13 protein-coding genes are annotated in these 13,947 nt (G+C 43.9%); 8 read left to right on the top strand and 5 right to left on the bottom strand.

Going from position 1 to position 13,947, the window contains the following annotated elements; translation table 11 throughout:
• The first annotated feature begins 185 nt into the window (after window positions 1-185).
• The 6 genes from AC58U0_RS27415 (at window position 186) to AC58U0_RS27390 (ending at window position 6,733) form a co-directional block, all read left to right on the top strand.
• Complete coding sequence (locus tag AC58U0_RS27415) at window positions 186-1,241, top strand: ABC transporter ATP-binding protein (protein WP_497382038.1); 1,056 nt, start codon at window positions 186-188, stop codon at window positions 1,239-1,241.
• Window positions 1,234-2,028 carry an ABC transporter permease gene (locus AC58U0_RS27410; protein ID WP_497382037.1) on the top strand — a complete coding sequence of 265 codons (795 nt, stop codon included), beginning with the start codon at window positions 1,234-1,236 and terminating at the stop codon, window positions 2,026-2,028. The genes AC58U0_RS27415 and AC58U0_RS27410 overlap by 8 nt, the downstream gene beginning before the upstream one ends.
• A gap of 3 nt (window positions 2,029-2,031) precedes the next feature.
• Window positions 2,032-2,820 carry an ABC transporter permease gene (locus AC58U0_RS27405; protein ID WP_497382036.1) on the top strand — a complete coding sequence of 263 codons (789 nt, stop codon included), beginning with the start codon at window positions 2,032-2,034 and terminating at the stop codon, window positions 2,818-2,820.
• 239 nt (window positions 2,821-3,059) lie between these two features.
• Window positions 3,060-4,337, top strand: a complete 1,278-nt coding sequence (locus tag AC58U0_RS27400) for a phytoene desaturase family protein (protein WP_497382035.1) — start codon at window positions 3,060-3,062, stop codon at window positions 4,335-4,337.
• Between the two features lie 40 nt (window positions 4,338-4,377).
• A complete protein-coding gene (locus tag AC58U0_RS27395) occupies window positions 4,378-5,277 on the top strand; it encodes an RNA polymerase sigma-70 factor (RefSeq protein WP_497382034.1) in 900 nt (299 codons plus the stop codon).
• A gap of 454 nt (window positions 5,278-5,731) precedes the next feature.
• Window positions 5,732-6,733: a DUF3221 domain-containing protein gene (locus AC58U0_RS27390; RefSeq protein ID WP_497382033.1), complete on the top strand. Its 1,002-nt coding sequence runs from the start codon at window positions 5,732-5,734 to the stop codon at window positions 6,731-6,733.
• A 72-nt stretch (window positions 6,734-6,805) separates the two neighbouring features.
• On the opposite strand, the gene AC58U0_RS27385 is transcribed toward AC58U0_RS27390, so the two are convergent.
• The 5 genes from AC58U0_RS27385 to AC58U0_RS27365 form a co-directional block, all read right to left on the bottom strand.
• Window positions 6,806-8,752: an FtsX-like permease family protein gene (locus tag AC58U0_RS27385; protein ID WP_497382032.1), complete on the bottom strand. Its 1,947-nt coding sequence runs from the start codon at window positions 8,750-8,752 to the stop codon at window positions 6,806-6,808.
• Window positions 8,742-9,503 (bottom strand): ABC transporter ATP-binding protein, encoded by a 762-nt coding sequence (locus AC58U0_RS27380; RefSeq protein WP_497382031.1) that lies wholly within the window; start codon window positions 9,501-9,503, stop codon window positions 8,742-8,744. Before AC58U0_RS27380 ends, AC58U0_RS27385 begins: the two co-directional genes overlap by 11 nt.
• 99 nt (window positions 9,504-9,602) lie before the next feature.
• Complete coding sequence (locus AC58U0_RS27375; protein ID WP_497382030.1) at window positions 9,603-10,613, bottom strand: sensor histidine kinase; 1,011 nt, start codon at window positions 10,611-10,613, stop codon at window positions 9,603-9,605.
• Window positions 10,606-11,301, bottom strand: coding sequence for a response regulator transcription factor (locus AC58U0_RS27370; RefSeq protein WP_497382029.1), 696 nt, complete (start codon window positions 11,299-11,301; stop codon window positions 10,606-10,608). Before AC58U0_RS27370 ends, AC58U0_RS27375 begins: the two co-directional genes overlap by 8 nt.
• A gap of 131 nt (window positions 11,302-11,432) precedes the next feature.
• On the bottom strand, window positions 11,433-11,840 hold the full coding sequence (locus AC58U0_RS27365) for a VOC family protein (protein ID WP_497382028.1): 408 nt from the start codon (window positions 11,838-11,840) through the stop codon (window positions 11,433-11,435).
• A 141-nt stretch (window positions 11,841-11,981) separates the two neighbouring features.
• Here AC58U0_RS27365 and bcp point away from each other — a divergent pair, with 141 nt between their 5' ends.
• Window positions 11,982-12,479: a thioredoxin-dependent thiol peroxidase gene (bcp, locus tag AC58U0_RS27360; protein ID WP_497382027.1), complete on the top strand. Its 498-nt coding sequence runs from the start codon at window positions 11,982-11,984 to the stop codon at window positions 12,477-12,479.
• Window positions 12,480-12,564: 85 nt separating this feature from the next.
• Window positions 12,565-13,923: a hypothetical protein gene (locus AC58U0_RS27355; protein WP_497382026.1), complete on the top strand. Its 1,359-nt coding sequence runs from the start codon at window positions 12,565-12,567 to the stop codon at window positions 13,921-13,923.
• Window positions 13,924-13,947 lie beyond the last annotated feature (24 nt).

The following is a 13,947-nucleotide window of genomic DNA, read 5'->3' as shown; positions in this document are numbered from 1 at the left end:
TCTGCGCTCCTTTCGTAGGTAGAGGTAATCTGTACTTTTTTTTCTTACAGAATTCATGTATCATGAGTGTGTTGTACATTTCATCTTTATGATCCATATTATAGAGGTTATGAAACTTCGATAGCAAGTTACGGCGATTTTTGCCATTATATGTAGCCGAGTCTACACAGACAGGGGGGAAGTTCATGTTAGCAATTGATGTTCAAGATCTGCGCAAGGAATTTCAAGTTCAGCAGAGCCGCGGGGGTTTAAAGGGCGCATTTCAAGATTTATTTCAAAGAGAGTATAAGCAAATTACAGCTGTAAAAGACATCAGCTTCCAAATTCCAAAGGGCGAAATTTGTGGATATATAGGTGAAAATGGAGCTGGCAAGTCTACTACCATTAAAATGCTGACAGGTATTCTAGTACCTACATCAGGACATATCAAGGTCAATGGTTTCGTTCCATTTAAAGAGCGTGAGAAATTCGTAGCCGGTATCGGTGTTGTTTTCGGTCAACGCAGTCAGCTCTGGTGGGATATCGGTGTCGTCGAATCCTTTCAACTATTGAAAAAGGTTTATCGCGTGTCGGAAGCCGATTACAAAAAGCGTCTCGACGAGCTTGTCGATCGTCTGCAATTATCCGATTTGCTATCACGTCCCGTTCGTAAGCTAAGTCTAGGTCAGCGAATGCGCTGTGAGTTAGCGGCTTCCCTAATTCATAATCCGGCGATTCTGTTCCTCGATGAACCGACCATTGGTCTAGATATCGTAGTAAAAACAGAAATTCGCGAATTTCTCAAATCGCTTAATCAGCGTTACGAAACGACGATCTTGCTTACAACGCATGACCTGCAGGATATTGAAGCATTATGTTCCCGTGTTATCATGCTCGATGATGGCCGTATTATTTATGATGGCGGACTCGAAGAGCTGAAGGTGAAATGGGGCAAAGGCAAGGAAGTCGTGCTGCAATTTGAGCATCCAACAACTCTAGCTCGTCTTCAGGAGCTTACGCGAGGCTTAGATGTTGCTTGGCAGCTTGAAAATGAGCTGTCCGCCAAAGTGTTCATACCGCACGAACGCGCCAATGTATCTGAGGTGCTTAGCCGCGTAGTCGGCGTTTTGCAAATTCAAGATATCAAAATCAATGAAACGAATACGGATGATATTGTCCGTGAAATTTATAAAGCCGGCTCAGCCGATGTGAAACGTCAAGATGAAGTGCCGCAGTCAGAGGGAGTCGCGTCCCATGCTTAGTGCTTATTTAGAAGTTATCCGCATGCGATTTCTCATGATGCTCGCTTACCGTGTTAATTACTACAGCGGCATTTTGATCTATGCACTTAATATTGGTTCGTATTATTTTGTATATAAAGCAATTTATGGTGAGCAAGCTATCATTGGCGGCCTGACGCTAGGTCAGATGACGACTTATGTGGCCATTTCTTGGATGGGGCGCGCTTTTTACTTCAATAACTTAGATCGTGAGATTGCCAGCGAAATTCGTGACGGCAGTGTAGCCATCCAATTCATTCGTCCTTATAACTACGTTTTTGTGAAAATGATGCAAGGATTGGGAGAGGGCGTATTCCGTCTGTTTCTCTTTACAACACCGGGAATGATCTTCATATGGCTTTTCTTGCCGATTCAGTTCCCGACCGATCCAAGCCTGTGGGTTATCTACTTCGTGATGCTGTTTTTCAGCTTTCTGATTAATACGCAGATTAATATCATTACGGGATTATTCGCTTTTTTCCTGGAAAACAACGAAGGTCTTATGCGTATGAAGCGCGTTGCTGTCGATCTGTTCTCCGGATTAATTATTCCGATCTCCTTTTTCCCAGGATGGTCCAAATCAGTCTTAGAATGGCTGCCTTTTCAAGCCATTACTTACTTGCCGAGCGCTGTTTTTACAGGAAAAATTACAGGCACTGCGATATTCCAAAACCTTGGCGTGCAAGTGCTGTGGTTCCTGGTCTTAATTATCCCAATCTATGTCCTGTGGGTTAAATCCAAAACGCGTCTTTTCGTACAGGGGGGTTAGCACATGAAGTTCTACATCTCCCTAGTTGTGGAATATTTGAAAAATTACATGAAAACGCGTCTCACCTACCGATCCGATTTCTGGATTGAGGTTCTTTCCGACTTGATGTTCAATGGTTTGAATCTATTCTTCATTCTCGTCGTATTTTTGCAAACACAATCGCTTGGCGGCTGGAATCAAGAACAAATTTTGTTCATTTACGGTTATTTTATGATTCCATACGGTATATTCATCACTTTTTTTAACTTATGGGGCTTCAGTGAACGTTATATTGTCAAAGGGGAGATGGACCGCATCCTGACGCGTCCCGCCTACAATTTATGGCAATTGATGCTCGAAAACCTGAGTCCATCTTCACTATTTAGCGCATTAGCAGGTTTAATTGTTATGATTTATTCTTGGGCTAAGCTCGGTATCCCATTTCATTGGCATGATCCGCTGGTCTTTATCGTACTGGTGATTGGATCGATTCTCATTTATGCAGGAGTATACATTTCGCTGACGTCGCTCGCCTTTTTCTCAGATGCGCCGACAGGTATTCTGCCCTTGATTTGGAACATCCAAAACTACGGACGTTATCCGGCTACGATCTACAATAAACTGCTCCGAACGATCTTGACGTGGATTTTGCCCTTTGCGTTCGTCGGCTTCTATCCGGCCGCTTATTTCATTGATCCAGTGAACTGGAAGTGGTTCGCTTTGCTGACACCGGTTGTTGGGATTGGTTTCAGTATTTTGGGAATTACGGTTTGGAATATAGGTGTGAAACGGTACCGCGGCGCGGGATCTTAATAGTAAGCTGAAAAGTCCGATTCTTGCTAAAAAGCAGGAACTGGGCTTTTTTTATCCACATAATTATCCACAATTCCACAGGGTAAAAAGTCCCGTTGTGTATAACTTTCATGCAAAGTGTCAACATATCCACAGATAAAGATATCCACAAGGAAAGTTTGATTTTGAAATCATATTTGTCACAAAACACCACTCTATTTCGCCTTATGAATGAAAAGCGAAAACGGAGGGTGATGAACATGAGAACATACGACACAGCGATTATTGGTGGAGGCTTAGCTGGGTTAATTGCGGCCATCGAGTTAGCTAAGGGTGGAAATAAAGTAGTTATTTTGGAGAAGTCGGGGCGTTTGGGCGGCAGGGCCATCACGAATAAGAAAAATGGTGTACTCTTTAACTTAGGCGGGCATGCGTTATACCGCGCTGGGAAAGCATACTCGATTTTACAAGAGCTTGGTGTTCGCATAGATGGGGGGGCGCCTTCATCCAAAGTGAACGCCATCTGGAACAATCACATTCTGCCTATGCCAGCGAGTCCGATCACTATGTTATCATCTAAGCTTCTATCATGGTCTGGCAAAATGACTCTCCTGCGATTGGTAATGAAGTTGAACAAAATCGACTCAACCACATTAAAGCATTCAACCTTGAGGGATTGGGCTGAAGGTGAGATTCCTGATCCAATGGTGCGTCATATTTTCTATGCGCTCTGCAGAACCGCCACATACACGTACGATCCCGACTATCAGCTGGCGGGTCCTGTATTGGCACAAGTACAGCGTTCACTTAAGGGAGTCCTATACCTTCATGGCGGCTGGCAGACGATCGTGGATCAGCTGCACGACAAAGCGGTTCAAGCAGGAGTGCATATTATTAGCGGCAAAGACGTGAAGGAGATCATGCATGAGGATGGCAAAGTTCAAAAGCTTAAGCTTGCCGATGAGGAATATATAGAAATCTCAAACGTGATCAGCACTGCGTCCGCTTCTGAGACCTGTAAGCTCGTTCGTGAAGCCGATCACACGGTGCTGAAACGGTGGAAGGATGAGGCCCGTCCATCGAAAGCGGCATGCCTTGATTTAGGATTGAAGAAGCTGCCTGTCCGCGGACGAGATATTGCGATCGCTCTGGATCAACCCATCTTTTTCTCCCATCATACCTTCCGTGCCAAATTAAGCGATGACGGTACATTGGTTGTGCATGTGGTGAAGTATAACGGACCTGGGGAAAGCGATCCTAAGGCAGACGAGCAAATGCTAACCGCTGCCATGAATACACTTCATCCAGGCTGGGAAGAAGAAGTTGTCTCAAGACAATTTCTACCGAATATAACAGTTGTTCACGACTATATGCATATAGGTAAATCAGATAGGTTTACAGGTCCGGCTGTTCAGGGAATTCGCGGCCTCTACGTGGCTGGGGACTGGGTCAGTCATGGTGAAATGCTCGCAGACGCATCAGCGGCAAGCGCCAAACGAGCGGCAGAGGCTATTTTAAAAGAAAGCCATTTAGCGTAAAATTGGCCTATCATCTAATTTTAGTGAGGAGCTGTGCGATATGGATTTAGCCGGATCTTCGGAGAAGGTGTATACATCGTATAAACCGCTTTTGTTCTCACTAGCCTATCGAATGCTGGGGAGTGTCATGGATGCTGAGGATGTCGTGCAGGAGGCATTTCTATATGTGAATGAGACGAATCCGGCGCATGTCCACAATCCTAAAGCATATTTATGCAAAATCGTTACCAATCGGTGTATCGATAAGCTGCGTTCCGCCAGCAAAAAGCGCGAGGTATACGTTGGTCCGTGGCTGCCGGAGCCACTTATCATGCCTAGTGACAACCAGACAGAGCCTGATCTCTATTATTCGCAAAAAGAGTCCCTATCCACCGCTTACCTGTTACTGCTGCAGCAGCTGACTTGGGTCGAGAGGGCGGTATTCTTATTGAGAGAGGTGCTCCAATACGAGTACGATGAAATTGCAAAGATTGTTGGGAAAAGCAGCACCAATTGCCGGCAAATTTTTCGCAGAGCCAAAAGCGCCATTAGCAGCTTTCCAGATCGTAGCGATGATCCAATGGAGCTGCAGAAGCAGCCTGTTATGGAACAAACTTCAGCTGTCGTGGAACAATTCGTGCAGGCTTTAGTATCTGGCAACATCGGTCAGTTGTTAAGTATCGTCAAAACGGATGCCATTCTTTACTCTGACGGTGGAGGTAAGGTTAAAGCGGCTGTTAAGCCTATTATGGGGGCGGAACGTATCGCCATGTTCTTTTCAGGGCTTCTTTCCAAAGTGCCACCTGGCTTCAGTTATTCATTAGCGACCGTGAATGGACAATTGGGCATAGTCGCATATGATGATGGTCTACCATATAATGTAATTTCCTTTCATGTTGTTGATGGCCAGATAGCTGCTATCTATCTCGTAATTAATCCTGACAAGTTGAGGCATTTATAAATTAGCTCCTGCTCAACCTTCTTTCGCGTGATCTCTCAGGGATTGTGCGGAGGAAGGTTTTTTTGTGTGCACTTAATAACATTAGCTGCAAAAAATACATCAAATTTCGCGCCATCTGCGTTTTTGAGCACAGTTGCTGCATTTCCTACATCTAATTGTGCCTGAAATGAGGGTTTTGACCCTTTCGCATAACATTACCTGCACAAAATGCAGCTATATCTCTCCAATGGGTCATTTCGGAGATAATTAACTGTACTAAATACATTAAGTCCAGAAAGTGTGCTCTCATACCTCTAGAGTGGGCTTCTGAGATTCACTGCAACTACTGCCAGTTCTCGCCAAGCGCCAAACCTTGCTCTCGCGGATCTTGAGTAAAAAGGTTTATTATGAAACAATTGGAAATTACTTGCGTCTAAGTAGTAAAGAATCTAATGATTTGAGGTGCAGTAGACAAATGAAGTCCATACTCTTGTTGCTTGTATTTGCGTTTGGTTTGTCTAATATCGGGAATCAAGGTGACATCGCCGTTCCCCCAACTGAGGTGGAAAGGGTTTATGAGCTGCCGTCCCACAACCTTACAGCACCGCTACCTGAAAACTTACAGGAACGAATATATCATTTAGAAAACGTGTATAAACAATTTTCAGTTAAGCCATTGAGTCTTTCTAAGTCTGAGAGCGAATACCCTAATGGTGCATTTCATCTTCAGCTTATTAAGCTAGGTAATCATCGTGAGGAATTGAGCTTACAGGAGAAAGGCCAGATTAAAGAAGCCATCTACAAGGCCGCAAGAGCACGTTTCTCACTTGATATTACAACTTTGGTTATGCCGAAAGAGGAGGAGCTGGTTGGGTATATATCCGAACTGGATAAGGAGGAGCGAAAGATGCTCCTTGTTAATCCTGAGGCCTGTTTAGATAAGGAATGCAAGGAAATAGAGAAGTTTTGGGTGAGTCTCGAAGACGATACCGTAATCGTAACGAATAACAGTGACGGTTCAAATAAGTTTGAGGATTTAAAACTAGGAGATTTGCTCCATATATGGACTACACAAGCAGTATTACTAAGCTCTCCTCCGCAATATACAGCACTTGATATTGAGGTGGTGGAGCCTGAAGATGAGACGTCAGTTGCTCTTTCATCGTTAATGAAGACTGATTTTAATGGCATTAAACAAATCGATGTCAGATTCGGCGACGGTAAAAAGCTGGCCATTACAGATACAAAGTCTCTTGAGGAGATATCATCAAAATTGAAAAGAATTGAGCTTGTCCGAGCCGATGATAAAAGAACCTTTTATGGGTCTCTGTACGGGATGGAATTAACCATTGGGGATAACAAGTTTTATTATGGTACCAGTCTAAGGTTTGATAACATTAAATATAAGCAAAATGCAGCTACAGCCGAACTAAACGATTATATCGTAGCGCTTGGAAGGGCCAGCATTCCGAATTAATTACCTGGCATACAAAGATAAAAAGAGCTGCTAACGAAGTCTTTGCGACTCGTAGCAGCTTTTTCTTGTTAATCAAAGAGCTTTTCGGATCACCTTTTTATAGTGTAGAACGGAGAGTATGCCGAAAATCGAGTATAAGACGGTATACAGCACCATCACAATGATCATTGGCGTCCATAGCTCTGCACCGAAAAGGAACCATCCCGACTGGACGGCGAAATAGCTGTGGATCAGCCCGACGACCAAGGGGATTCCAAAATTAAAGATTTGTTTGATCTGAATGCCTTTTAACAAATCGTCCTGCGTAAAACCAAGCTTCCTTAGAATCGTATATGACGGCTTTTCATCTTCGCTTTCATCCATTTGTTTGAAATAAAGGATGCAGCCGGATGTAATCAGGAAGGTTAGTCCTAAGAAACCAACAATGAACATAATGAGCCCCATCCTATTTTTCTGGTCATTGGCCATATTTTGGCGGGAATCATAAGCACGATTTTGATCAAAGCCCAGCTCATGAAAAATCTGGTTCGCTTCAGAAAGCTGCGCTTCATTCTCAATATCAATTCCCAAATACATGGATGACTCTTTTTGAATCGCGGGATTCATATCTTGCTTTAAACGCTTGAATACCGAATCGTCGACGATGGCGACTGGCTGGCCGCCATTCGAAAAGTACCATGAAACCATGTATTGCTTCTCAGAGCCTAAATAAGTTTGTGGAATAACGACTTGTTGTCCGCTAAATTGGATCTGGCCGGAATCTTTGAGTTTCATGAATTTTTCCAATAGATCATTGGTACCGGTAAAAATCGTTTGTTCTGAAGTCAGATCGATGAATGGCGCGTCCTTGTCACTGACAACAGGAATCGTCATGTTACTCGGATCAAGGAGAAGGCCGTCCATATTGGAAGCCAAGATATCCTGGAGATTGGCCTTGACCTGAACGACCTCAATCGCTGTATCTTTGTGCTTGATTTGTTTGGCATTCAACGCTGCTTTAAATTTGTTGGCATCTTCTACATTCGTAATGGCAAAGTGGGCTGGCACGCTATTTTTGGCCGTTTTTTCCGCAGAGTAGTAGGAAATGTAGCTTAAAGATAACAAAGCAATGGAAAGCGCGGATATGGTTGTAATAACCGTTAATAGCAAAGCATTCGATTTCATGCGAAACATGATGGATGAAAGCGATAATACCTCGCGAACATTTAAATAGCCATTTTTCCTTCTTCGGATGACGTTAAGGATTAACCGAACAGACCCTTTATAGAACAGATAGGTTCCGATGATGACGGATGCCAGAATGAAGATCATGGCCGAAAAGATGGCAACCATCGTCATGAAATCTCCGCTAAACAGCTTCGAGGAGACGTAGTAGCCTAGCAAAATAAGGATCAATCCCAGTATCCCCATGATGGCTTCCGAAGTAGACAATCTTTTCACCTTCACTTCAGTTGAGGTAGAGACGCGAAACAACGATAAGATGCTCTGTCTTTTAATGAACATATAATTGACAAGCATGATGAACAAGTAGACAGCGCTAAATATAACGAGGGTCTGGATCAGTGCTTGTGACGAAAATTGCAGCGTGGCGGCAGCTTTAACACCTGTAATTTGAAATAAAATCATTAGGATGAGCTTAGACACGGAAAATCCAATAAACGACCCGACGATTAATGAAGCGAAATACAGGATGAAGTTCTCGGTGCTAAGAATGCGGAAAATTGCGCTTTTCGTCATTCCGATTAATTGCAATAAACCGATTTCTTTACTGCGCCTTTTCACGAAGATGTTGTTGGCATACAGATTAAAGATAGCGACAATTGCAACAAGTAAAATGGAAGCCGCACGAATGGACGCGGCACCTTTAATTGAACCTTTGGTTTGGTCTAAAGCAGGGTCATACTGCAGGGTGACAAATGCGAAATAAAGCGCGACGCTGAACATTAAGGCAAACACGTATAGGTAGTAATGCTTGATGTTAGACTTCAGGTTTTGAACAATCAGCTGGTTAATGCTCATTATGCACCCCGCCCAGAACACCCTGAGTCTTCATGATGTCTTGAAAGAAGGCCTGCCTGGATTCTTGACCTTTATATAATTGGGTATAGATTTGTCCGTCCTTAATAAAGATGACTCTGCTGCTGTAGCTGGCGGCGACTGAATCATGGGTAACCATTACGATAGTCGCTTTCCGTCGTTGGTTCAGTTCATTAAGCTTATTAAGTAAATCGGATGCGGATTTAGAATCAAGTGCGCCGGTAGGCTCGTCGGCGAAAATAATACTGGGTTCATGAACAAATGCTCTAGCAGCAGAAGTCCGCTGTTTCTGTCCGCCTGAGATTTCGCCCGGATACTTATCCTTAATTTCAAAAATGCCGAGCTCTGTTGCTACCGCTTGAAATTTGTGATCGGCTTCTTGCTTCGACGCTTTGGTGATGGAGAGCGGCAGAAGGATATTCTCCTTAACGGTCAAAGTATCCAGCAAGTTATAGTCCTGAAAGATAAACCCCAGATGATGCTTACGGAATTCAGCCAACTGCTTCTCTTTCATGGCCGTAATTTCTTGGCCTTCGATTTTAATGGAGCCTTGACTTAGCCTGTCAATCGAAGAAAGGACATTGAGCAGGGTTGTTTTCCCTGAGCCGGATGCCCCCATGATGCTGACGAAATCCCCTTTTTCAATGCTGATATCCAGACCCTTGAGCACCTCTTGCTTATTCAGCTTATGGCCATAGCTTTTATGGATTTTGGTTGCTTCCAAAATGTTCATATCATTCACTCCTCTTCTACGATAGCTTTATTATAAAAAGCCTTGAATTCTTTTTCCTTCGATTGAACGAACAAAGAAGAAAGGCATGTGACAATGTTGTCACATGCCCGTAATCCGGACAGTTTCATTTGGTTGTGGAAAGGTGAGTGTAAAGGTTGTTCCTACGCCTTCTTCTGAATGTACAGCAATATGGATGGACAAGGCCTGTGACGCTTTTTGGGCCAAATATAAGCCCATACCTGTTGCAGCGCTGTCCTTATGCCAAGTCGTAGAAGTAAAGCCTTTATCAAAGATACGAGGAAGATCCTTTGGGTTGATTCCACGGCCGTGGTCTTTTACCTCGAGCACTGTACGCTCATGTTGCTGGAAGCTCTTTACTATGATATCCAAAGAGTCGCTGTCGCTGTATTTTACCGCGTTTGTTAAGAGCTGCCTTAGGATAAAGGCTAACCATTTCGCATCGCTGAGCACTTTCGTGACTTCGAATTGTACGTCAAAGCCGATTCCTTTTTGTATGCACCACGACTTCAACGTCTTGATCTCCATATAAGTAAGAGCTTCAAGATCTACGTGCTCGATATACAGGTCGTTCTCCATGAAGGGCAAACGTTTTTGGTGGAGCTGCTGGTCCAGCAGCAGATGAATCCGCAGCCATTCATAGGTTAAAGCAGCTTTCATGGCTTCATCATCCAAGCGGTCAATCATTAAACGCATGGCCGTGAGAGGTGTCTTCACTTCATGAATCCAGGACAGCAGCTCGTCTTTCTCTTGTTCTAACGCCACCTGATGCCGTGAGGCGATTTGACTCAGCCGCTCGGTAAGGCCCGTCATACTGGCCTCGACAATGTGTTCAAACGGGCTTTCAGCATCGGCGATACTTGCGAGATCGAGATAGTTTTCTCGTTCTTCCAACCGTTTATAGAACTTTGTTTCTTTGTTGTAACGGATTATCAGAAAGATAACAAACAAGGTCGTAAATAAAAAAACAATATAGAGAATAGGGGAGAAGGGGATCTCATAATCGAGATAAGCGATAAAAAGCAGCAGTCCTTGCCCAAACAGAAAAAGCAGGATCCAGCTTTTCCTTTCCATAACATATTTCTTAATCATGGAAAGGGGACTCCTCTGCAGCGATGTAACCCTGACCGACCTTCGTTTCGATAAAGCGTCCTAAGCCAATCTCGTCCAGCCGTTTCCGCAGCCGATTGACATTCACGGTCAAGGTATTGTCGCTTACAAAACGCTGGTCATCCCATAAGCTGTTAATCAATTCTTCTCGACTCACGATCGTGTTCTTATGTTCAATCAACATTTTCAAGATATAGATTTCATTCTTCGTCAACTCAATCGAGCCTGCTTGATTAGTAACCGCATTTTTCTCGTAATCCACCGTTGCGCCGCACCATGTTTTGAGCTTGATGGATTCTGTGTTGTAGTTATAGACTCGCCTAAGAATGGCTTGGATCTTCGCAACGAGCACATCAAAATGAAAGGGTTTCTGAATAAAATCATCCGCTCCTAGCTGCATAGACATGACCATGTCAGTGGGGTGATCGCGTGAAGACAGAAATACAATCGGAATGTTGGAATGGGTCCGAATCATTCGGCACCAATGAAACCCGTCAAATTTGGGCAGTTGAATATCAATGATAACTAAATCAGGTTTTAGGGCAACAAACTCTTCAACCACTCGGCTAAAATCCATGATGCCGTGTACATCGTATGACCATTTGGCCAGCCTGTCCCTGATCTCCGTGAACAGGGTTGCGTCATCTTCAATGAGCAAGATCTTAAACATTAGGAATCACTCCACTTGCGTCGAATTTCTAAACCTCATTGTAATGGAAAATAGAGGCTTGTGCTACGTAGTTAAAAAAAGCTGCTCACGAAGTCATCTGTGACAATTCGTGGCAGCTTTTTTTGCTATTGTTACGAATCAGAAGTTTCGTCGTCTGCATAAATGGAGTGAATGTTTCCTTCAGGATCAGCGAAGAAGGCTGTTGTCTGTCCCCACGGCATAATAGTTGGTTCTTTAATTGCAATAGCACCTTTGGTAAGGATGTCGCTATACGTTTTTTGGACTAATTCCGGTGAATCACAGGGGAAACAGAGCTCGAACGATTGACCTTTACGTTCTTCTAAAAAGGAGCTGTGTCCATCGGTGTTAACAGCCATTAATCTTTTTGAACAAATAGAAAAACGAACCCCAAAATTTTCGAATTCAACATATTCGTCAGAATCAACAATTATTTTAAAACCTAATGCATCACGATAAAACTGAGCTAAATGAGGCACGTCATTCGATAGAATCGTAATTACGGATATGTTGGCTTTCATTAAGAACACTTCCTCTCCTTTTTAAACTACCATATTTTTCTTTGTAAAAGCTAGCCTGGATAAGATCCGTTTGATGTTCCCCCATAGAATGTCGCATAATGAATAAAGACAATAGCCGGATAATTAGAGGAGAGAACATAGATGAGCAAAAAGATACAGATTGAGACAGAGACAGCCAAGCGACTGGCACCATCATTTACACTTCCTGCATCAAACGGGAAAAAAGTTTCCTTGAAGGATTTCAAAGGGAAAAAGCTGGTCATTTACTTTTACCCACAAGACAACACACCAACCTGTACCCAAGAATCGTGCGATTTTCGTGACTATAATGGTAAGTTTGCACAGCTCGGTGTGGAAGTAGTTGGAATTAGCCCTGATGAGCTGAAAGCTCACGATAAGTTCATTGCGAAATATGAGCTGCCGTTCCTACTGCTCTCTGACCCTGACCATCAGGTAGCTGAGAAGTTTGGTGTATGGGCATGGAAGAAGCTATATGGCCGCGAGTATATGGGGATTGTTCGGTCTACTTTCCTCATAGATGAAGAGGGATATATCGTCAAGGAATGGAGTAAAGTGAGGATTAAGAATCACGTGCAATCGGTTTTGGACGCTGTAATGGCATTGAATGCAAGCAGCTAATACGCCACAAAGAAGGATGGAACTTTTTTACAAATCACTCGTCTAATCAATTGCAAGGGAGAACATTTGTGAAGAGGGGGAAGCGATGAAAAAGAAGCTGATTGTTTCAATGTTGTCTATTTTCATGGCATATGGAAGTACAGCGTACGGGGCTGTGGAGGAAACCCATTGGGTGATGAAGGAGCTTAAGGATTACAAGCAGTACATCGTGCCTTATTGGGATAATGCGTCGACACAAGGTACGATCACGCAGAAAGAGTGGGATTCATTCCGGTTAAATGTGCTGGACTCTGGCAAGCTAGATAAACCCATACTGCTCGATGATTGGGCGACGGCTCTTAAAATGGCGGTTGATTTGCCGGAAAAAGACCGTGATGCCTGGATCAGCATGTATGTTCACGGGCTGGGGCAAGGGACGGAGATTACCCGTGAAAATGCTGTCGGAGGGATGGTAAAGCTGTTGATCGGTTCTTACTTCAAGGGGAGCTGGTCTGCGGAAGAAGTAAAGTCTGCAAAAGCTCTGCTGGATCTTCAGGATATCAACGATAAGCAGCGAGGTCTGGTTGAGATTGCGTATGTCCATGGCGTTTTGGATGATTCAGTGAAAGAAAAGTTTAGGCCGAACGATATGCTGACGAATGCCGAAGCCATTTCTATGATGTTTAAGGTAATGGGGGAATTGGCGTATGACAAGCCGGATTTGCCGGCAAACCATTGGCTCAGTGAAGAGCTGGAGTCAGCTTACCAAAGCAACAAGCTTCCAAAGCCGATGCTTAAGGTTCTGCGTCGTGCTTTTCAAGATCCGATGAACGCCGAACGCAATATTCCTGTTGGTTTGTGGCATGAAATGCTAGTTTCAGGGCTGCCGGTACCTGCCTACATAAAGGATAAAGCGTTTATGTATACGCTTGCTTATGATAAGGATGGAGGAATACTACGGGACAGAGCGGTTGTCGGAGTAACTAAGCTGGGGAGAAATCCAAGAAGCGCAACTGCGGAGGAAAGAATGAAAGCTGAACAAGCGTTTGCAGATTATGGCGCTGCTTTTGACTCCGATAAAATCGCGGTTGCTTACGGAGAGGGCCTTTTGGAGGGACGGAACGGTCAAAGCTTCGGCGTCCACGGTTACCTAACCTATGCTGAGGCGGCTGCTCTTGCTATCCGTGCAAGCTTAAGGGAGGCTTTGAACGATACTCCTTTGTTAATTGATGAGAAGACCGCATTGCAAATAGCCAAAGAAACGGACCCCGATTCTGGAGCCGAATGGAAAGTAACCTTCAAGAAGGGGCTGGTGCTTCATTACAACACGAACAGGTCAATCTATGATGGATGGGTCGTAGAAGCAGTCTATCCAGCAGGAAACAAAATGGTTGTATATATTGATGCCAGAACGGGTAAAATCATGCTCCTTTCGGAGATTGAAGCATTTGGTGAGAATCGCTAAGAAATAAGCGTTTTAAGTTCAAGT

The sequence above is a fragment of the Paenibacillus sp. J31P190 genome (genome assembly GCF_059692075.1).
The sequence above is the reverse complement of the archived record's forward strand: the minus strand, read 5'-3'. Positions and strand labels throughout refer to the sequence as shown.